The following is a 20,924-nucleotide window of genomic DNA, read 5'->3' on the forward strand; positions in this document are numbered from 1 at the left end:
GCTCCTTTTACCAAATCAAAAAATCTTTATCTAGCAAGCGTAAAATCGCTTCGACAAAATAATAATCACTGTAAATGATCGGCACTTCTGTCCACGGTTCATCGTGATAGCTGCCTGTTGCGCAATCAATCAAACCGTCTTTTTCCTCATCCCGAATCGCATAGTTGGCCTCTGTCGCTTTTAAAATATTGATCGCCGCATCTGTGTAAAGATCTTTTTCTAAATCGTCTACGTGTTTTGCGATTTCCAATAGGCCACAGGCAGCACATAATCCAGCAGAAGTATCGATCATCACGGGATTTTTAGGTGAACGAAAATCAACAACTGGTACCCAGTCTGTTTTCGAGACTTCCGCAATAAAATAGTGAGCAACTTTTTTGGCTGTTTCTAAATATTCCTTTTTCCCCGTATGCAGATAACTTAATGCAAATCCATAGATTGCCCACGATTGGCCACGAGACCAAGCAGAACCTGAGGCATAGCCTTGTCCGGCTGGTGTTTCAACTAGTTCACCGTTTGTTGGATCAAATACACCGATATGATTGACTGAACCATCTGGTCGAACGATGTGATTCATTACTTTGTCGGCATGGTCTTCTGCCATATAACGAAAACGTGGATCACCGATTGCTTCTTCTGCCCAATACAACAAGGGAATATTTAGCATCGAATCAATAATGACCCAACCGGAACGATCGCGATTCCAAGAGCGAATAAAACCTCCTCTTGGATTGTAGCGACCCGCTAATAGATGTGCAGCATGTAGTCCTCTTGCTTTTGAACGCTCATTTTCCGTCAAACGGTAATTAGCGACCGCTGTATGCAGCCACATAAACCCAACATCATGATGCAGTCCGGTGTATTGATCGAAAGCTTTATCCAACCGAACTTCATTTATTTCTGCTGTTTCTTTATAGGCTGGTTTCCCAGTTGCGTGATACATCTGCCACAACATCCCAGCCCAGAACCCATTGGTCCACCACACGGGATCTGTTACACCTTTATCTTCTTCATATAAACCTGTCATCTCATTAGGAATGTACGGAATTTTTTCCCCCACCCGTGCTACTTGTACTTCTAATTTGTGGTCGATTTTTTCAAAAATTTTTAGCGCCCATTGTTTGATTTCATCATTCATTTCGCAAATCGCTCCTTTTTAATTGTTAAATCAACGTTTCCCCTAAGTTGAAACGCATTATTCGTTTCATGAAAAGTCACTTTTGGAAGCAGCTGCTTGTTTTTTTGACCAATGATATGCGCAGCCAAAACAGTCCGCCCAGCTTCGATCATAGTCGTTAACGTCGGAACTGCATTTTTTTCACTAGAATAAATATTGGTATTAGGTCCTTGAGGAATCACTCTGGCAGTTCGCACATCACCAAGATTACGAATGATCGATTCCCCTTGTTCGTTTTCAATAGCGCAAGAATTCTCCTGAATGATCGCCTGATTGTATTTGCGGTTCCAATTTGCCAAAGGAAAACCACCTTCAACCACTTCCAACGGTTGGTTTGTAAGAATCTCATGAATGCGGATATGATTGGCAGCATCGATTGGAACCAAATACGTCGTGATCGAAACCTCTTGCCAGACATGCCAAAAACTAACCCCATAGGAATCATACATCTTTGTTTTTTCAATTTTCCCACGGGTCATATACTGCTGATGACCGGGTATTGAAACTGCTAACGTCGAATCGATTGCAAATTGCTCGATTCCTTGGATATCCCGCGTGACATTAAAGCCAAAATAGCTTGAATAAGCAAACTTGCTATACTTTTCAAAATGATGGTACAAAAGTGGATTATTGCTACATTGCAAACTACTTAACGCGGTTGTCTGATGTAAGTCGTGATTGATATGAAATCCAGCATGTGCTTGAACCGTTTTATCTCTTCGTTGGATGTTCATGGCGCTGATCGCCTGCCAAAACTCATGCTTTTCAGGAAGTGCGAGCACAACAAAGGTTTTAAATGCCCACATAGGTGACCCGGGGGCATTGTAATCTTCCGATAATAATTGCTGATTGTATCCATATCCGATCGAGAGGTTTTGTTCCTTAGGTAAAACGATAGGTCTTTTTTGCCAATCAGAAATATTTTTTTCCATTAGTCCTTTTATTTCGGACACAGACAAACTCGTTTCTCGATAGGCCTCTGTAAGCAAAAGCGCACTCCAAAACGAACAATGTGCAAAACGATAGGTCAAACTACGACCAAAAGGAATCGATCGACCCTCTGCGTCAAACCAGTGTTTAAACGATTCTGCAAAAATGATGGCTCGCTTTTTGTAGCGCGTTTTGATCTCTTCAGGAAAGCAATAATCGATCAATAACCCATAAAAGTGAAAAGCAAAAGCAACATAATAGTCTCTTTGGCGATTGACCCCATCTGAGTACCATCCTTCACCTAAATAACATTCTTCAATTATTGCCACTGCTTCGTCTATTTTCTCTTGAGAATAAGGACTATTATTTTTCTTCAAACCAAGATTGACCAATAGCAAAAAGAAAAACCAATTGCCCTTTGGCAGATCAATCTCGTTGATTTGATATAACCATGCGAGGAGTTCTTTTTTACCTTTGTTCGAAAATAGTTGAAAGAAGGAGGATGGATAACGACCCAACATAAAACCTAATACACCTAATTCCACTGCAATCTGGCGATTTTCTGTTGAGAGTTTAGGTAAATTTCCTTCTTCGACACAATCAATAAAATCTTGGACAGTGTCGAATGTCTTGAGCTTCTGGGGTTGGTCACCATACGCTGGGAAAATCCCCCAAAAACTCCTCATTATTGCTTCAAACGATCGAATTTCTTTGGTATAGCTGCTACCGCTTTGTGCCAGATATGAGCGATCGTTGGGCAACATCCTTTCCATCCACATCTGCAAGTCTTTTTGAGAAATCATCATTAAAAGAAATCCTCGAATGATTCTTTGATAGAAGGACGTAAATTTTGAACAGTCATCCCCTTGCGTACCTCTTCAATAATTGCTGCGATCTGCTGTTCTGATGTGCTTTGACTAACTATAATTTCCATAGCAAGAGGGAGATTCATACCGGTAACTAATACGACATTCGGTTGCTGGGTCAAACGCATGGCCGAGTTACAAACACTGCCACCAGCAATATCACCTAGAATAACAACTTGTGTTTCCTCATCGATCAGCGCTTCGATTTGATTGGTGATCAAATCTGGATGGCCTCCTGGCATCAGTCCAAAGGCATATAAATTTTTCTGAGTGCCGATAATCATTTCTAATGCTTTTTTCAAGCCATTGGCTAATTCGTTATGTGAGATCAAAAAATATTTTTTCTTCACTTTGTTCACTCCTTGTTCGATTTTGCTATTCGCTTAGTTATAAGCAATATGTATGCCAACTTTCTGTCGAAAGTGGCGAACTGTTTGTTTTTCCTTTTCGAAAATGATGCCTGCAACTGTCTCGAACGAGGACCAAACGTATTTATGTCGATCAAAAGCTAAGAGAACTTCTCTGAATCAACCAGAAAAGTTCTCTATCAACTTATCCTGCAATACCTAGAATCGTCAAAACGACTGATGCTAAAAACATCACGACTAATGCTAAAACAGGACGATTGTGTTTACGCAAGTAGGCAAAGCAACCCATAGTGATCGCTAACGGTAATAAACCTGGCATGATCGAGTCAAACACATTTTGCAGGTTGAAGGTCGTTCCTGACAATTCTGCAACAAAAGTTGTTCTAAACGTTACAAATTGAGCCGTCATTGCTCCCGTCATGATCAATCCTAACACTGCGGAACCTTTTGTAATTGCCGCAAAGGTACCTGATTTGAGTGCCTCTGAGATGAACTGACCGCCTGCTTTATAGCCTAACACCGTTGTAAACCAACGAATCAGCATGTTTGGTACATTTACGACTAATAAGAACAAGATCGGTCCTAAAATGTTTCCTTGTTCACTGAGCCCTAATGCGATCCCGGTTGCAATGACTCGCAAAACAGAAAGATAAATCGCATCACCGATTCCAGCTAATGGACCCATCAAAGAAGTTTTTAATGCAGAGATCGAAGTAGCATCAAAAAACTCTCCTTTGTCTTTCATTGCCTTATTCTCTTCTTCCATCGATAACCCTAAAGCAGAGATAAAGCCATTCATTGCAGGTGCGGTGTTATAGAAATCCAAATTACGATTCATTGCTTCATAAAACTCATCGGTATCTTTTCCATATACTTTTTGTAAAAAAGGTGCCATTAACCACCCATAGGTAATTCCTTGTTGCTTTGTATAACTTGTACAAAACATTAAATATTGGTTTCTCCAGAACATTTTCGAAACGATTTTTCGTTCTTCTTTGTTTAATTTAAGCATATCATTTTTAGTCATTGAAAAAGTCATCTCCTTCGTCTTCACTTGCGGTCGATACAGTTGGACCACTGCTGACAGCTGGATTCTTCGCTGCTCTCAACTCTGCCATCACAACTAATGCTGCAACGATAAATCCGATAAATGCAATCTGTACTAAAGACAAGATACTACTTGATTGGGTTGTGATCACACCATCTTTGACTTCGGTCGCACGTTGATAGAAAAAGAATGCACCTAAAGCAAATCCTAAAAAGTAATAGGGAGCCAAAGATTTTTGCCATAGCATTTTTAGTAGTAGAGCAAGTCCAATTGCTGGTAGCATGGTTGAAGCGACGGTCATAGAACTTTGAACCCACTCGGGTAACCAATCAACAAACGTTTTTACTGCATCGGCACCTAAAAGGATAACGACAAAACCTAATAAGAAATAGCACAGTTCAAATCCCCAAAACTGAATATGCCATAACCGGCTGAATGCTCGATAATTGTGATCCTTGATATGTTTTTCAAATCGAGGAACTAATGAAGTGACAACCATCTTCATAACGGAATATAGCAAGGTACCTAACATGGAGATCGGTACAGCTAGTGCGATCGCTACATTTAAATCCGAACCAACGATCATGGCAAATGCAGCACCAAAAATGGATCCTAAAGTAATATCCGAAGGCATAACGCCTCCTAAACTAACATTTCCTAAGAAAATCAATTCCAGCTGAGCACCCATAATAATTCCTTCAGTCGGATGACCGAGAAGCATTCCTAATAAGGCAACGATAAAAATAGGTCTAGCTAGCTGAGTGGACCCCCACCAATCCAAAAATTTTGCTAAAGCGACGACAAATCCAACGATTAACGCATTGACTAACATAAGTTTAACCTCCTATTAATGATTTCAAAGATTGTGGGGTATCATCTGGTAACGGTTGATAGCTAAAATCATACCCAGCATCAAAGATCTCTTTCAGTGTTTCTTTGTCTTCTTCTGATAAATAGACAGTCTCTGTGATTTTTTCTTTGTCTGACAGACTACCGCCGATCCGTCCATAATTTGCCATATTCAACATTGGTTTCTCTTTAAGTTTTGGCACAAGACCAGCGACATATTTCGGTTCATTTGTAACAACTAAGATTTTTAATTGTTCCGAGCGTGGATCATTCAAAATAGCAATCGCTTTTTCTAATGAGAGCACTGCAACTTTCACCCCTGAAGGCCCTGCCATTTTTAACGCACTTACTTGAATTTCGTTTTGTGCGATACTATCACTAACGACGACGATGCGACTAATCCCCAACTCCTTCGACCATTTCACAGCTACTTGACCATGCACAAGACGGTCATCGATTCTTATCATTGAGATCATATTGTTTCCTCCATTTTTTGTTTTGTCGTATTACTAATAAGCAATTTCTGTGCCAAGTTTCTGGCGATAACAAATATTTCGCTCATCTTCTCACAAGAATAAATAAAAACGCTATCATAAAAGGCTTTCTATTTACTGATATAAAAAATTGTTCCTAGTTTAAAAACAAAAAAAATCCATTCTTTCCAGCCAAAAAAGTGAAAACGAAACACTTGATCATCTGTCGGAATGGATTGTTTTAGTGTCGAAGAAGGATTTTTATCAGTCGAAAATAATCTCACAGAGATAATTTAGCTCGTATTCGCTGATTTTGATATTGTAAGCCACCTCTAAGCCCTCTAATGCTTTGGCGATAGTTGCTTTTTCTTCCATAAACTTGCTCGGATCTCCTTGGTAAATTGGGACTTCTTGATTTCGGATCAGACGTTCTACTAAGCTTGCGATATGTACATATAATATCGCTTTTTTACTGTTGGATAATTGAAGCTGTAAGTACCGCTCCAAACTAACAAATCCTTGGTCAATATAGGAAATGACTTTATTGACATCTAAGATCGTCACCGCCGAAAGCAGCCGTTCGATCGATAGATTTCGTACAAGATTGTCATTGATCGCTTTACGAATGGCCGGATCTTTGACAAGAACAAAAATATCATCAATGATTTCTTGCCCTTTACCAGAAATCAAGTCTTCTAAAGCGATGTATGGGACACCATCAATTTCTGGATCAGCTGTTCCCACGATTCCTTGCACATCATATTGTTGAAATAGACCATTCTTCTTTCCATACTTTTTCAAGTAATGGTAATCTACCGCTTCGATCTCAAACTTCGTTTCTTCAGGGATACTCGCTTTCAAAAATGATTGCAGCTGCTGTGCTGTTCCAAGACCAGTCTGACAAACAGTGATCAGCAGTGGCTGCTTTTGCTTTCTCGGATAAGTAACTTTGTATTCGATCGAGAGACCTTCCTTGATTTTATCGCCAATAATCTTAAGGTCGTAATTATTTTGCATCATTTCACCCACGAATAATGCTTGCTGTGTCGTGACGTTATTGATAATCAATAATGGCCCATCTAACAATGGTTCTAACGTATCTGCTAAGAACATAAGTGAACCCATGTCCGCTAAAACGATCAATCCTTTTGAGCAATCATTGGCTTTTATATAATGCGTCATAAATTCTTTGACTTTATCCACGCTGACATTAAAAGGCATATCAAAGGCATCAAAAATGTGTTCCTTCATAAAACGATTCACGACATCAGCGATACTGCTAGCAGTGGAAAATCCGTGGGCCAAAATGACGCCTCGGATCGCGTCTTGTTGGCTTTCTAAACCTAATCCTTTGAAGTAAAAAGCCAGTAAGATTTTTTCCATTCTCATCAAAGTAACATCAAGCTTTGTCTCTACTAATTCCAATAAAGAATTGAGGAGCTTTGATTCCATCAATAAATGCACATTCATAAACGATTCGATCGAATCAATGGTCTTTTCGTCAATTTTGGGAATATTGAAAATAAAATTATTCCGTTTATACAAATAACTTGTCAGGGCGATAATCGAGTTGCCACGAATTTTGATAAAAAAACTAGCTTCTAAGAAATTTACTAGTTCCTTGACTGTATTACGCAATAACTTCAAGGTTGGTTTTTCTTCTGCATCCTCGTAAACCAACATCTCCACGACTGTGCTGGCTTCTCTAGAAAGCTGTTTGACTAAATAATCTTCAGTGATTCCACCGCTTTCATATTGCTGAAACAATTTCTCAAAAACTTTAAAGATTGCATGAATGATCGTACTATCCGCTGTTTCTAGGTGCATGAAATCACCGGCTTGGCTTTGGGGTGTGATGCGGATATCTTTGTTTTCTAGATTATCGATTTCTTTCAAAGAAAGAAATCGAGACAACAAACTATTTTCGATTGACTCGGAATTGATCAAAACATAGGGGTGATTTTTTTGACGACTATACGCATTTGCACAGATGATCTTGATCAAGTTTTTCAATTCACCGACATTGTCGCGATAATTTAAATACAACAACCGATTCAAGACCCATGACGTAATGACGATTTCTTTTGCAAATTTTTGACTTTCATGAATCAAAAACGTATAGATATATTCAGAAATTTCTTTTTTTGTCCGTTGTTGCAACGACGGGATCTGAACCGTGATGGGCACGCGTCGGATAAATGTTCTTAAAAAATTTTGCTGAATATCTTCCGTAGTTGCAAAAATCAAACGGACCTGCGCTTTTCTGGTTTTATTACTTTCACCTATTCTCGAAAAGGTTTGATTATCCATAAAGGTAAATAATTTCTCTTGGCTTTCTGCTGGTAAACGATGGCATTCATCTAAAAATAAGATTCCCCCGTCAGCAGCTTCCAAAAGGCCTACTTGTTCTTCGTTTGCCCCAGTGAATGCACCTTTTTTATAGCCAAATAAGATACTACTCAATAACTCTTGATTATGATAGTACTGCGCACAATTTAATTCAAAAAAGGGGGCAGTTTCTCCAATGAGCTTTTTTTCAACGCAAAATTCATGCATCTTTTTTGCGAGTAAACTCTTACCAACACCGGTTTCTCCATGAAGCATGATTGGCAGTCCTGTGTCGGGATAAAATGAGGCAGCTTTGATTTGATCAATCACTCGCTGCAAACTTGAACGATTTCCGATCAATGTCGAAAAAACATCATTTCCCTGCTCTTGATTTTTTGTTTCATTTAGAAGCTCTTCATAGGTATCGTAGACGGTCTGTTTTGGCGTAAAAAAGCGTTCAGAAAAAACTGTTTTGTCATAAAAGATTGCCGGTCTACTACGAATCTTAAGGACCCGTTCTTCTTTTACTAATTCGTTCAAGTATTGGCTCGTGGTATTTCTTTGAATACCGACTTTTTCGGAAATCCCTTCTGTCGTTAAGGTCTCACTTGGTGCAATTTTTTCAACTTGATTCGTATGCTCCTTCAAAACAGTCAAAACTCTTTCTTTTGACATCTTTTCCCCTCTATTCAAAACTTTTTACAAAAGTCTTTATTCTTCTTTGCTACGTGTTCTATTATCTTCTTGTAGCCCTTACAGTCTACAACAAAGGAGACAGCAATTCAAAAAGAATTCTGCCTCCTTACGATTGTTTTATTCAGGTTGTTTCCCGATATACGCCAAGATACCGCCGTCTACATATAAGACATGGCCATTGACAAAGTTGGATGCCTCAGAAGCTAAGAAAACCGTTGGTCCTGCTAAATCTTCTGGCTCACCCCAACGGGCAGCAGGTGTTTTCGCTACGATAAATTGATCAAATGGTTGACGAGAACCGTCTGGTTGGATCTCTCGTAATGGTGCGGTTTGCGGTGTTGCAATATAACCAGGTCCGATCCCATTACATTGAATGTTAGCTGAACCAAATTCAGCACAAATGTTTTTCGTCAACATTTTCAAGCCGCCTTTAGCCGCTGCGTAACCAGCCACCGTTTCTCTTCCCAATTCACTCATCATTGAGCAAATGTTAATGATTTTTCCATGTCCTTTTTTGATCATTGACGGTAAGACTGCTTTTGAAACGATAAATGGAGCGTTCAAGTCCACGTCAACGACTTGGCGGAAGTCTTCAGCAGACATCTCCAACATCGGAATTCGTTTGATGATCCCAGCATTATTGACTAAGATATCGATCACGCCAACTTCTTCTTCGATCTGCTTGACCATTTCGTTGACTGCTTTTTCATCCGTTACATCACAGACATAGCCGTGGGCTTCGATCCCTGCTTCACGATAGTTTGCTAATCCTTTATCCACTGATTCTTGATCCAAGTTGTTAAAAACGATCGTTGCTCCTGCTGCTGCTAATGAACGAGCGATCGTAAAACCGATCCCATAGACAGCTCCTGTCACTAATGCGATCTTACCATCTAAACGAAATTGATCCATTGAAAAATCCATAATTGATAAACCCTCTTTCTTTTTATTTTAAGTCGTCCATTGCCACCATATCCATGTCGGTATAGGTGATATTTTCGCCACACATTGCCCAGATAAATGAGTAGTTACTGGTTCCAACACCCGAATGGATCGACCAGCTTGGAGAAATAACTGCTTGTTCTTCACTAACGACTAAATGCTTCGTTTCATCTGGTTTGCCCATCATATGGAACACTTTTGTGTCTTCGTTGGCAAAATCAAAATACACATATGCTTCCATCCGACGTTCATGTGTATGACTTGGCATCGTATTCCAAGCACTGCCTGGTTCTAAGATCGTGTACCCCATTTGTAATTGACAGCTTTCACAAACATTTGGGTGAATGTATTGATAAATTTTCCGTTCATTTAATGTCAAGCCCTCGCCTGTCTCCATTGGTGTGACTTGATCGATACTGATTTTTACATTTGGGTATTTCTTATGTGCTGGCACGCAAGATAGATAGAATTTCGCTGGATTTGCTGGATCATCTGAGTGGAACAAGACTTGTTTGGTTTCCTTGCCGATATAGTAGCCGTCTTGTTTTTTCATTGGTTCTTTTTGGCCATCGATCGTGATCGCACCAGGTCCTCCAATATTGATGACACCTAATTCGCGACGTTCTAAGAAGTATTCCACCCCTAATTCGCTGCTTAATTGCACTTCTAACGCTTCTTCTGTCGGTGTCACTCCGCCAAAGATCATCCGATCATTGTGGGTATAGGTCAGCATGATTTGTCCTGGTGTGAAAATTTTCTCTACCAAAAATTCTCTGCGTAATTCCTCGGTACTATAGTGACGAATATCAAGTGGACTATGGGTATAGCGTGTTTCCATGTGTTGCATGTTTTATTCCTCCTATCGGATAATTTTTCCTGAACCTGTTGCAATAAATTCTTGTATCTCATTGGCGCTAAACTGATTACAGTCGCCATGGATCGTATGTTTCAAAGCAGATGCTGCAGTGGCAAAATCAATGATTTCTTGGTCTTGTTTCTTCGTGACAAGACCATGAAGGATACCAGCTGAAAAGGCATCGCCGCCGCCGACGCGATCAACGATTGGATTGATCTCATGGGTAGCAGAAATGACATAATTGCCGTTGTGCCATAGGCTTCCTGTCAATTGATTGTGACTTGCTGAGAGCACCTGACGACTAGTTGAATAAAAGAGCTGGATATTTGGGTATTTCCGATGCATTTCTTGATAATAGTAGTCATCTTCGACTTCCTCTGTTGGAGCTGATACATCCATAAAGACTTGGGCATCTAACTGTCCTGCCGAGCAATAATCGACATAGGGGAGCACTTCTTGCAAAAAGACGCGTGCTTCAGCGGTCGTCCACAGCTTTCCACGATAATTGATATCGAAACTGATTTTACAACCAGCTGCTTTCGCTTCTTTGATCAACGTCAGCAAAAGTGTCTGCCAAGTCGTTGAAAGAGCGGGCGTGATCCCTGAAAGGTGAACAATATCAACCCCATCAAAAAGGTCAGATTGCCACTCATTTTCTTTCATTTGAGCAAAGCTAGAGCCTGCGCGATCATAAACCACTCGCGCTGCTCGTTCCCCGATACCGGTTTCAATATAGTAAGTACCTAGTCGGGAACCGCCACGAAGCACGTGGCGACAATCGACGCCATAGCTTCGTAAATGATGAAAAACGGCATCTCCTAAAGCATTCTCAGGCACTTTACTAGCAAAAGAAACGCGATGACCAAAATTCGCTAAGGAGATCGCAACATTGGCTTCTCCACCGCCATAATGGGCAGCAAACATCGAACTATGGGCGATTCGGTCGCCTAACGTTGTCGATAGACGCAACATGATTTCTCCTAGTGTCAGAATGTTTGCCATCTTACTTTCCTCGAATCTCTTTTAATTTTGCCGCATATTGTTTCGCTACTTCTGTTACTTTGTCAAAATCCCCACTTGCTGCTGGCGCTAACAAATTGCCCCCTACACCAACGGCTACGACACCCGCCGCAAACCATTCTTGCATGTTGTCTAAGCTGACACCACCGGTCGGCATAATGTTTAATTGTGGCAATGGCGCTTTGAAGGCCGAGATGATACTTGGTCCATACGCACTACCCGGGAATAGTTTAATGATATCTGCGCCTGCTTTTAAGGCGTCCTTCATTTCTGAAATGGTCATGCAACCAGGCAGATACGGGATTTGATATAAATTACATAATTCAGCTGTTTCTTGATCAAAGGTTGGGCTTACCACATATTGTGCTCCTGCCATGATCGCTAAGCGAGCGGTCACTGCATCAAGAACGGTCCCCGCACCAACGACTACCTCTGGATTATCTTTGAAGGTTGCTACTAATTCAGCGATTACATCCGCCGCTTGAGGCACTGTAAAAGTCAACTCAATGCCAGTGATCCCCCCTGCAACGATCGCTTTACTTGCTTGTAGTGCTTCTTCTTTTGAAGCGCCACGCACAACAGCGATCACGCCGCTTTCTTTTAGTTTCATTAAATTCGCTACTTTTTTCATTGAGACCCTCCATTTATTTCCTATTTGGAAAATGGTATTTATTATAAAGAAACTTACACATTTATTATACCGTTCTCGTTTTTATTTGCAAGGGCTTTCCACTAAAAAGTTTATAATGCTTGTTCAATTTGTTGTTTTGTCGCAATAATCGCATCGATCAATGTCGATTTGTATTCTGGGGTCAAGCGGTATTTCGGTAGGCTGATAGAAAACGCCCCAACGATCTCCTGATCCTTTATCAGTGAGGCGCCGATGCAATAGATTTCTTGTTCCATTTCTTCATCATCAAACGCTACTTGGTTTTCTTTTGCCTGTTCCAATTCTTTCTTCAACTTCAACTGATTCGTAATGGTGTTTTCGGTATAAGCGGTTAAAGGCGTTGCTGCCAAATATTCTTCCACTTGAGGGGCATCAAACTCCGCTAAAACGGCTTTCCCCATGGCAGAGCTATACAACGGTCTTGTGATCCCTACTTTTGAAGACATGCGGATCGTTTGATTGTGGGGCTCCAATTTATTGACATAAAGAATCTCATTGGCAGTCAAGACCCCTAAGTGGATCGTTTCATCCGCCGTTTTCTGCAATGCTTCCAAGTAAGGCAAGCTGATTTCCACTAAATCAAGCTCTTGAATGTTTTGATTGGCATACTTGATCAGCTTAGACCCTAAGCGATAATTCTTCTCTTTGTCGCGTTTGACATAGCCGATCATTTGCAGCGTTTCTAATATTTTCAAAGCTGTGGATGGGGTTAGTTTCGTTGCTTCTGAAATTTCTTGCAATGGTTTACTTGGCGCTTCTGCGAGATAATCTAGAATGGTTGCTGCTTTTAGTAGTACGGTTCCATATGGTTTTTGCGTCATCATTTCTCCACCTTTATTTTCTATATAAGAAATTATAATATCTTTTTAGGAAATGCACAATCCTTTTTCCTATATATCAGCATGAGGCGATTCCCATTTTACTTTCTGTCGTTATTCATTGTATGATGAAGACAAGACAAAGGAGTGCCGAACAATGGACTTAAATGTATTGATCAAAGGAAAAAAATTGACTGACAATGAGCTGCAAATCCTTGATTATTTGCTTGCAAATACCGCTGCGATCGATGGATTGCCCTTAAGAGAAATCGCTAAAGCGATCTACACTTCTCCCGCAACCATCGTGCGGCTTGCGCAAAAATTGGGTTTTTCTGGCTATCTAGAGCTACTTTACTTCTTAAAGAATCGCTTGAAAAATCAGACGATCACTGAAGCCGCCATCGATTACCAAATTGACGCTGCCAGTATTGCAGATACGATCGACGCGATCAAAGAAATCTATGGACGAAACAAGGACAAGTTTATTACGATTTATGCAACAGGTTTTTCTGGGATCGTGGCAGAATACCTCCACAAAAAAATGCTTGTCAACGGCATCAAAACCTTATTAGTCAGTGCTTCTGACTCAGGTGGGATCATTAGTAACAACATCGAGAACATCAGTATGCTGATCACCATCTCTAAATCTGGCGAAACACAAAAAGTGCTGGAAAAGATGGCATTAGCCAATGAACATCACATACCAACTGTTTTGTTTTGCGGGAACGGTGATCATCGCGCCAATCAACTAGCGACCTTTTCCTTTGAAGTGACCGATGAACGTCCCTATGACACCCAAAACATCCAGTACACTAGCTTCTTTGGTAAACTGCTCTTATTGATGGAATATATCGTCGACGCTTTTACCCATGTTGAAAAAGAAAACCAGCAACCCTAGTGGATTGCTGGTTTTTGCTTATGCTTGAAAATAGGTTTTTGCCAATTCTTGATAGAGCGCTTGGTTCTGCGGATCAGGAACAAATTTTTCATCTGGCTGATCTTGCCGCACAACAGAGCTTTTGTATAAATCATACAAGCCGAATATCGGTTCGTTTTCATCGGAAAGATAACAGGTCAGCCCCAACACATCCGCGGTCATTTGACCTAAAAGTTTTGTTTGAAAGAAACCACCACTTACAGTGACTGCCCCTTCCAACTGCGCCATTTGCTTTAATAAATCGATGTTCATCAGCATGCCTTCGATGACTGCCCGCAACATGTCTGAGCGATTGTGTTTCAGGGTCAAGCCAGAAAAGCCGCCTGTGATCTCATTTGTCCAAAAAGGTGCCCGCTCCCCGTTTAAATAGGGAAAAAAACGTAAGCCGTTACTGCCGATCGGCGACTCCTCCATGACTTGAGGCAGATACTGATAAAACGCATCAGGATCTTCTGATAAGGTCTCTTTTGCCCAAGCAAGGACACAGCCACCATTGTTTGAAGGTGCCCCTACGACATAGAGGTCATCTTGCAGATAGTAGCAAAAATTTTGTTTTTGGTGATCAAAGACGGTGGTCTCACTTACTTTACGAACCGCCGCACTGGTTCCGATCGTCAAGCTGTTGCGGATCCCTGTAGAAATATAGCCAGCATATGCTGCTAAACACCCATCGCTAGCCCCACACATCACTTCTACCTCAGGTTTCAAGCCACACCGCTGCGCCATCTCCTCGGTAATCAAAAAACGATCAGTCGGTGCACATAAAGGCGCCAACTGGGCTTTTGAAAGGGATAAATAATTGAGAATCTTTTGACTCCATTGCTTTTCTTTCAAAGAAAAAAGACCGGTCGCTGATGCGGTACTATAATCGATCCGTGCTTGTCCGGTAAACAACGCCATTGCTAGTTCTTTTAAGCCAAACCATTTCGTCTCTTTGGAATATGAACCATTTGTTTGAAAATAAGCAAGTTTCGCAAAGGGAGACATCGCATGGATCGGTGTCCCTGTCTCTTCATAAAACGTTGCCGCCAGATCCGTTTGACGAAAGGCCGTCATCGTTTGACTCGCTTGATTGTCTGACCAAATGTAAATCTCTTCTGCTGTCTCACCCTCCACTGGCATCAAGCTGTGCATGGCGGTACTGAACCCGATCACTGTGATTGCCGCTTTTAATTGAGCGGGAATCGTTGTGACACCACTGATTAATTGGCTACTGATCTGGGTCGCTGATTGGGTCTGTTTTAACCCGTGGCTATGGGTTTTGATTGGTAATGACTGTGAGTAAATGATTTTCCGATCTTCAATGACCCCAAATTTTATGGCTGTCGTGCCGATATCAATCCCTAAAAACATCGCATTGCTCCCTCTCATCTGATTCAATTAGCTTTATTCTACCATAGTTAGTGGCATATTCTAGTATACCTGTCTGATCTTTTTGTTGATAAGACGTTTCGTGGTGATTTTCTTCAGAGAATTATCCTTCCACAACAAAAATCAAAAAAGAGAAAGATTCTTGGAGAATCTTCCTCTTTCAGTTATCTAACCAGCGAATGTTTCGCAAATGTGAAACAATTCAAGACAATCCTGGCCAGTAATCACCATTTTCCGAGACCAAATCATCGAGTAACTCTTTGGCTACTTTTGCGCTAGGAATCGTTTTGGAAAGGCTTAACGCTTGCCACATTTTTTGATAGCTCTTTTCCACATATGCTTCGACCACTAATTTTTCCACAGTCACCTGTTGGAACATCAGCGCTTGTTGGAAGGCAGGAATTTTTCCTTGAGCGAGGGCTTCTGGTCCATCAGAACCAACGATACATGGCACTTCCACCATGGCATCATCTGGGAAGTTCGCAATCGCGCCGTTGTTTTCCACAATCATGACCATTCGCTCATGCGTATTAAAAGCGATGGCGCGTGCCAAATCAACGATAAAGGTTGCATGGGCATCAATCTCAAAGGCGATCCCTTCAGCAGATCCTTGGGCAGTGATTTTTTTGGCATGATCGAACACTCGTTTTTCCCGTCCTTCCATCACTTCATTGGAACGCGTATACTCTGGATGTTCTTTCATGTGTTCGTATACGTAATCTGGGTATAAATAATACTTCAAGTACGTATTTGGCAGATATTCTGGTGTGAGCGCCAAGAGGTCTTTGGCTTTTTTGTGGGTGTCTTGCCAACTTGGGTCAGTATGTTGGGTATCCACTTCGATCTGCGTCAAATAGCCGTGTTCTGCAACGTAGTCACGAATGGTTTGAATGTATTCCGTGCCTTCTTTGTCTTTGACGCTGGTCCACCAGCCAAAATGATTCAAGCCAAAGTAGCGAACTTCTAGTTCCTCTGGCTGTTTGCCAATGATTTGCGACATGCGACGCAACGTGCCCACGGGCATGTCACAGATATTCAGAACCTTTGATTTCGGACGCAAGACCCGACACGCTTCAGCTACGATTGCAGCTGGATTGGAATAATTCAGCATCCAACAATCGGGGGAATATTTTTCCATGTAATCAATGATCTCCAGCATACCAGTAATGCTGCGCATCCCATAAGCGATCCCTCCTGGTCCACAGGTTTCTTGGCCAAAGACGCCATGGCGCAAAGGGACTTTTTCATCTTTTTCCCGCATGTCATACTTTCCTACTCGGATATGCGCCATACAGAAGTCGACATCGCTGAAGGCTTCTTCAGGATCCGTCGTAAACGAAAATTCGATTTGCGGTGCTTGTTCTTTTAATAAAATCGCTAGGGCTTCACCAAGGATCGCTTGGCGTGCTTCATCATTGTCGTATAGTTTCAGCTTTCTTAAAGGAAAGCGTTCTTGATTGTCAAGCAGCATCATAACGATTCCCGGGGTAAAGGTACTGCCGCCCCCTGCGATCACTACTGAAAAATGTTTCATCATTCAATCTCTCCTTCTCTTCCCAGATAATTTTCTAATTCTTCCCGCACTTTCGGCACGGTCAACCCGTAAACGACATGGACATTTTCACCGTTTTTGATCACGCCTTTGGCTTGTGTTTCGTCTTTTAGCAGTGCTTCATCCACGAGTTCAGGATCCTTTAGTTTTAAACGTAAGCGGGTATAGCAGTTGTCGATGGTTTTGATATTGTCATCGCCACCTAGCGCTTTGGTGATGATTGCTGAGATACTTGTTTCACTAGTTGGACTAGGGGCTGCTTGGTCACTCGCCATGACCCCGACACCTGCTCCAGCAAGTTGTTTTTCTTTGTACTCTTTCTTCGAATACAGTTTGGTCTCTGTCCCATCTTCTTCACGACCGACCGTTTTCAAATTCAGTTTCGTGATCAAAAAACGGAACAAGAAGTAATAAAGAAAGAAGAAGACGACCCCGACGATCAAGTACACTGGCCAGCGAGTTTTCTCGATCCCTAAGGGCAAGTTGTACAAAAGAAAGTCGATGAAGCCATTCGGTCCGATGGCGCGAGAACCAAAGAGATTTAACGCCACCATGCTCAAGCCGCTAAGGGCAGAATGAATGACGAACAAAACAGGTGCCACGAACATAAAAGAAAATTCGATCGGTTCAGTCACACCTGCAATAAAGGAAGTCACAACTGCTGGAATCAAAATGGCTTTGACTTTGACTTTATTTTCTGGTTTTGCCGTTTGATACATCGCCAAACAGGCACCGATCAGTCCAAACATTTTTGAGATCCCACGAGCGTCCCAAATGACACTTTGCGATAATACGCGGACTGCTGGGTCAGCAATTTCCGCAAAATAAATATTCCGTGCCCCTTCAAAGACTTGACCGCCAACTTCTGCGACACCGCCTAATGAAGTATACAAAAACGGCGTGTAGATCAAGTGATGCAAGCCAGTTGGAATCAATAAGCGTTCTAGCGTACCGTACAAGAAGATACCAAAGTTGCCCGTTTGTTGAATGATGCCGCCTAAACCGTCGATGCCAGTTTGTATTACTGGCCATACAAACGTGGAAACGATGGCTAGCAACACGACGACCGGAATCAAGACAATAAAGACGAAGCGCGCGCCGCCATAAACTTGAAAGGCGTTGTTAAAGGTCGTATCGATGAAACGATTGTGGACCAATGCCACGACTATCCCTAAAATGATGCCAAGAAAGACCCCCATATCCAGCACTTGGATCCCTAAAACGATCGCTTGTCCTGAACCTTGAAGTGCATCGGCTGGAACCAACATCCCCCGAAGCTCCATGAATTTGTTCATGGCATTTAAGAAGACGAAATATCCCAACAACGCGGTAAATCCCGCTTCAGCCTTTTTCTTATTGGCCAACCCTAGAGCTATCCCAACACAAAAAATAATGCCTAAATTGGTTAAAATCGGTAATAAGGAAGCGGATAAGATACTACCAAAACCGGTGGTTATCGGATTATCCAAAAAAGGAAACTGCTCAAGCAAGCGGACATTTGTAAACACATTCCCAACGGCAATCAATATCCCGGCGATCGGCAAAATCAAAACGGGCACAAACATTGCCTTGGAGAATTTCTGCATCGCATCCATCACTTTTTCTTTCATTGAGGAAACTCCTTTGTAGTTGATTTGTAGGTTCATTATAGGAAACATTTGTTACTAATAGAATAGCAAACGTTTTCAATTCAATGCGTTTCAAAGATTGGAACATGTTTCATCCTGTCTACTTCCTTGCTAGTGGCGAATACAAGCAAAAAACAGAGTGAATCAAGATTGATCCACTCTGTTTAGATGCAACACTTTTTGATAAAAATACAAGGGCCCAGACAGACAAAACAGATAGAAGATACTTGGTGCTGATTGCCATGTGAAGAAATAGCCGATCGCTGCTAGGACTAAAATTCCGATCCCTTTATGGTAGTGCATCATCGTAAAGAAAAAACTACTACGAAAAAGGTCAAACAGGTTTTGCCGATCTTGCAATTTTGATTGCATCACATACAGGTTAATGTTGTAGGACAACAAAAATGTAAGAAAAATGATGGTCAAAAAAGAGAAAAACAATGAATTCGTCAAAGCAGCAGAACGCCACAAGCTGAGTCCGCATAAAAATGAGAAGAGATTGAAGACCCCTAATGGTAGGGTCTTCAACAATGCGTTTTTGCTGTTTTTCAAGAAGGGGCGTAGCAGTTTTGCTTCAGGATGTTCATAAGCATCTACGACCGCTCGCATAGCTGCAGGAAACGTGATGATCGGAAACGACACCACCAAAAACAAGAGATTCAAAACCAGCATACGAAAAATAACTTCGCAAAGACGATAAAAACGACTCTCTAAAGCAAACATCACACACACACCTTTAGTTTAGTTTTTCAATATTTTCAGCGATTTTCTCATTTCGGTAATCAACGATTGCTGACCACCCATTGTTTTCTCGTTCTTGTAAGTAGTCTTCCCAAATCTGACGTCCCGCTTCTTCAGAGTCTGCTTGAATAAAGTTGACCAACGCTTGCACTCTTGCTGTGTTGATGGAAGTGAGGTTTCTTGCTTCAGAACCGGTGCGAGGATCAATGTCTTCGATCTCAAAACGTGGTGCTAACTTATCTTGAGACCATTCCACCATCTGACGAATCGATGTAGCTGGTTTTTGTCCCATTTGGATAGCATAATTGTCATTCCCAACAAACCAATAAGAACCTAGCCCAACTTCCTTGTCAAAACGAGCTATGTCCGAATTTCGTAAGGCCTCTGTTTCCTCTGAGTATTCAACCACGCCATCTACGAGGTTGTATGTTTCCCCTTCAATCCCAAAGGTCGTGACCATCGTGCCATATTCACTTGCCAAATAGGTCAAAAGCTCCATGGCTTTTTGGGGTTCTTTTGTCGACGTCGTGATAAAGGTTTGTGTCCATCCACCAATATTTCCGCCAGTAAAAGTGGAATCATCGCCATTCGAATTCTTCGGCCCATCGACGGCAATATAGGTTTGTTCAGGATTACGGGCATTATTGTCTGACATGAACTCATTGAGTCCTTTCGTGTTTGTATGCAAGTAAGCAAAGTAACGGCCCTGCCCTAGTTTTTCTTTCATCGTGTTGTCATTGTCTGAAAATTGGTCGTTGGTGATGTATCCTTCATTGTAAGCTTTTCTAAAAGTCTCGATCCACGTGATATACTCCTCATCAGCGTCTCGATCATTGAATTGCCCATCAACACTTGGTGCAATGCTTAGAAAATCTTGCAAAGTACCACCATAAGCGCCATCCCCGCCATTGGAAATATCTAATGCAGTCGAAGCAAATGGGACTAATGCAGCACCATCATCTGCTGTCGGAAATGCTTCTTTTGCCCGTTTTAACGCATCTAAAAATCCTTCGGGCGTCGACATATCAGGTTCACCCAATGCTTCGTAAATATCTTTGCGGACAATGAAGACTTGATCTCCCACTACATTGCCGTCCTCATAATCTTGCGCAGTCGTTGAAAAGCTTGGGTATCCATAGATATTGCCATCTTCTAAAGTAAACCATTGAACAGATTCAGGCTTCGCTGCATGTTCTAGGAAATAAGGATCGTATTTTTCTGCCAAAAGATTCAGTGGTAAAGCAAATTTCGTCGCTTCGTTGGCAGCAGATAGATTTTTATCGAAGGTCATGATATCTGGCAGATCGCCTCCAGCTAACATCGTGTTAAGGTTCTCATCATTCCCTGAAATAAATTCGACATTGATATTCATATCTTCTTTGATTTTTCGCGTCACAGTATCTTTTCCCCACCCTGGCTGAGCATACCAATCAAAGTTGACATACCACTTCAAGGTCGCTTCATGGTCAGTGTCTTTTTGCCAGCTTGGGGTATCTTTGTCTGCTTCAAAGCGAGCTTCTGGCAGATCTTCTACTACAGCAGCCCCTTTTGACTCGCTGTTGGAATTACCACAGGCGCCTAATACCACGACTGATGTACATACGAGACCGATTCCTAAGAATAATTTGCTTGCTTTCATTTTTTTCTCTCCTTT

General features: G+C 41.6%; 18 protein-coding genes. 1 reads left to right on the forward strand and 17 read right to left on the reverse strand.

What is annotated here, in order from left to right; genetic code table 11:
- Positions 1–7 precede the first annotated feature (7 nt).
- The 12 genes from IGI72_RS10565 to IGI72_RS10620 form a co-directional block, all read right to left on the reverse strand.
- The gene (locus IGI72_RS10565) at positions 8–1,138 is read right to left on the reverse strand and encodes a glycoside hydrolase family 88 protein (protein ID WP_438754129.1); all 1,131 of its coding nucleotides are present in this window, start codon (positions 1,136–1,138) and stop codon (positions 8–10) included.
- Positions 1,135–2,913 (reverse strand): DUF2264 domain-containing protein, encoded by a 1,779-nt coding sequence (locus IGI72_RS10570; protein WP_438754131.1) that lies wholly within the window; start codon positions 2,911–2,913, stop codon positions 1,135–1,137. Before IGI72_RS10570 ends, IGI72_RS10565 begins: the two co-directional genes overlap by 4 nt.
- A complete protein-coding gene (locus tag IGI72_RS10575) occupies positions 2,913–3,323 on the reverse strand; it encodes a PTS sugar transporter subunit IIA (protein ID WP_325836774.1) in 411 nt (136 codons plus the stop codon). Before IGI72_RS10575 ends, IGI72_RS10570 begins: the two co-directional genes overlap by 1 nt.
- Positions 3,324–3,525: 202 nt before the next feature.
- Positions 3,526–4,368 carry a PTS system mannose/fructose/sorbose family transporter subunit IID gene (locus IGI72_RS10580; protein ID WP_016621197.1) on the reverse strand — a complete coding sequence of 281 codons (843 nt, stop codon included), beginning with the start codon at positions 4,366–4,368 and terminating at the stop codon, positions 3,526–3,528.
- A complete protein-coding gene (locus tag IGI72_RS10585; protein ID WP_016621198.1) occupies positions 4,361–5,221 on the reverse strand; it encodes a PTS mannose/fructose/sorbose/N-acetylgalactosamine transporter subunit IIC in 861 nt (286 codons plus the stop codon). Before IGI72_RS10585 ends, IGI72_RS10580 begins: the two co-directional genes overlap by 8 nt.
- 4 nt (positions 5,222–5,225) lie before the next feature.
- Positions 5,226–5,714 carry a PTS system mannose/fructose/N-acetylgalactosamine-transporter subunit IIB gene (locus IGI72_RS10590; RefSeq protein ID WP_016621199.1) on the reverse strand — a complete coding sequence of 163 codons (489 nt, stop codon included), beginning with the start codon at positions 5,712–5,714 and terminating at the stop codon, positions 5,226–5,228.
- A 261-nt stretch (positions 5,715–5,975) separates the two neighbouring features.
- Positions 5,976–8,714: a sigma 54-interacting transcriptional regulator gene (locus IGI72_RS10595; RefSeq protein ID WP_438754134.1), complete on the reverse strand. Its 2,739-nt coding sequence runs from the start codon at positions 8,712–8,714 to the stop codon at positions 5,976–5,978.
- Positions 8,715–8,852: 138 nt separating this feature from the next.
- Positions 8,853–9,659, reverse strand: coding sequence for a gluconate 5-dehydrogenase (locus IGI72_RS10600; RefSeq protein WP_438754136.1), 807 nt, complete (start codon positions 9,657–9,659; stop codon positions 8,853–8,855).
- 22 nt (positions 9,660–9,681) lie between these two features.
- Positions 9,682–10,524 (reverse strand): 5-dehydro-4-deoxy-D-glucuronate isomerase, encoded by an 843-nt coding sequence (kduI, locus tag IGI72_RS10605; protein WP_005229915.1) that lies wholly within the window; start codon positions 10,522–10,524, stop codon positions 9,682–9,684.
- A gap of 12 nt (positions 10,525–10,536) precedes the next feature.
- A complete protein-coding gene (locus IGI72_RS10610) occupies positions 10,537–11,535 on the reverse strand; it encodes a PfkB family carbohydrate kinase (RefSeq protein WP_438754138.1) in 999 nt (332 codons plus the stop codon).
- A 1-nt stretch (position 11,536) separates the two neighbouring features.
- Positions 11,537–12,184 (reverse strand): bifunctional 4-hydroxy-2-oxoglutarate aldolase/2-dehydro-3-deoxy-phosphogluconate aldolase, encoded by a 648-nt coding sequence (locus IGI72_RS10615; protein ID WP_005229908.1) that lies wholly within the window; start codon positions 12,182–12,184, stop codon positions 11,537–11,539.
- A 110-nt stretch (positions 12,185–12,294) separates the two neighbouring features.
- Positions 12,295–13,047, reverse strand: coding sequence for an IclR family transcriptional regulator (locus tag IGI72_RS10620; RefSeq protein WP_026008086.1), 753 nt, complete (start codon positions 13,045–13,047; stop codon positions 12,295–12,297).
- 151 nt (positions 13,048–13,198) lie between these two features.
- Here IGI72_RS10620 and IGI72_RS10625 point away from each other — a divergent pair, with 151 nt between their 5' ends.
- Positions 13,199–13,939, forward strand: coding sequence for a MurR/RpiR family transcriptional regulator (locus tag IGI72_RS10625; protein ID WP_060792114.1), 741 nt, complete (start codon positions 13,199–13,201; stop codon positions 13,937–13,939).
- Positions 13,940–13,957: 18 nt separating this feature from the next.
- Here the strand turns inward: IGI72_RS10625 and IGI72_RS10630 are convergent, their stop codons facing one another.
- The 5 genes from IGI72_RS10630 to IGI72_RS10650 all read right to left on the reverse strand — a co-directional run bounded on the left by IGI72_RS10630 (position 13,958) and on the right by IGI72_RS10650 (position 20,909).
- On the reverse strand, positions 13,958–15,331 hold the full coding sequence (locus tag IGI72_RS10630) for a gluconokinase (RefSeq protein ID WP_438754140.1): 1,374 nt from the start codon (positions 15,329–15,331) through the stop codon (positions 13,958–13,960).
- Between the two features lie 220 nt (positions 15,332–15,551).
- Positions 15,552–16,883: a 6-phospho-alpha-glucosidase gene (locus IGI72_RS10635; protein ID WP_325845080.1), complete on the reverse strand. Its 1,332-nt coding sequence runs from the start codon at positions 16,881–16,883 to the stop codon at positions 15,552–15,554.
- Positions 16,883–18,511: a PTS transporter subunit EIIC gene (locus tag IGI72_RS10640; RefSeq protein WP_010749540.1), complete on the reverse strand. Its 1,629-nt coding sequence runs from the start codon at positions 18,509–18,511 to the stop codon at positions 16,883–16,885. Before IGI72_RS10640 ends, IGI72_RS10635 begins: the two co-directional genes overlap by 1 nt.
- Positions 18,512–18,673: 162 nt before the next feature.
- A complete protein-coding gene (locus IGI72_RS10645) occupies positions 18,674–19,252 on the reverse strand; it encodes a hypothetical protein (RefSeq protein ID WP_115232481.1) in 579 nt (192 codons plus the stop codon).
- A 13-nt stretch (positions 19,253–19,265) separates the two neighbouring features.
- Positions 19,266–20,909 carry a hypothetical protein gene (locus IGI72_RS10650; RefSeq protein WP_016610972.1) on the reverse strand — a complete coding sequence of 548 codons (1,644 nt, stop codon included), beginning with the start codon at positions 20,907–20,909 and terminating at the stop codon, positions 19,266–19,268.
- Between the last annotated feature and the right edge of the window lie 15 nt (positions 20,910–20,924).

The organism is Enterococcus sp. DIV1059_2, assembly GCF_051713685.1.
GTDB classification, from domain to species: domain Bacteria; phylum Bacillota; class Bacilli; order Lactobacillales; family Enterococcaceae; genus Enterococcus_D; species Enterococcus_D casseliflavus.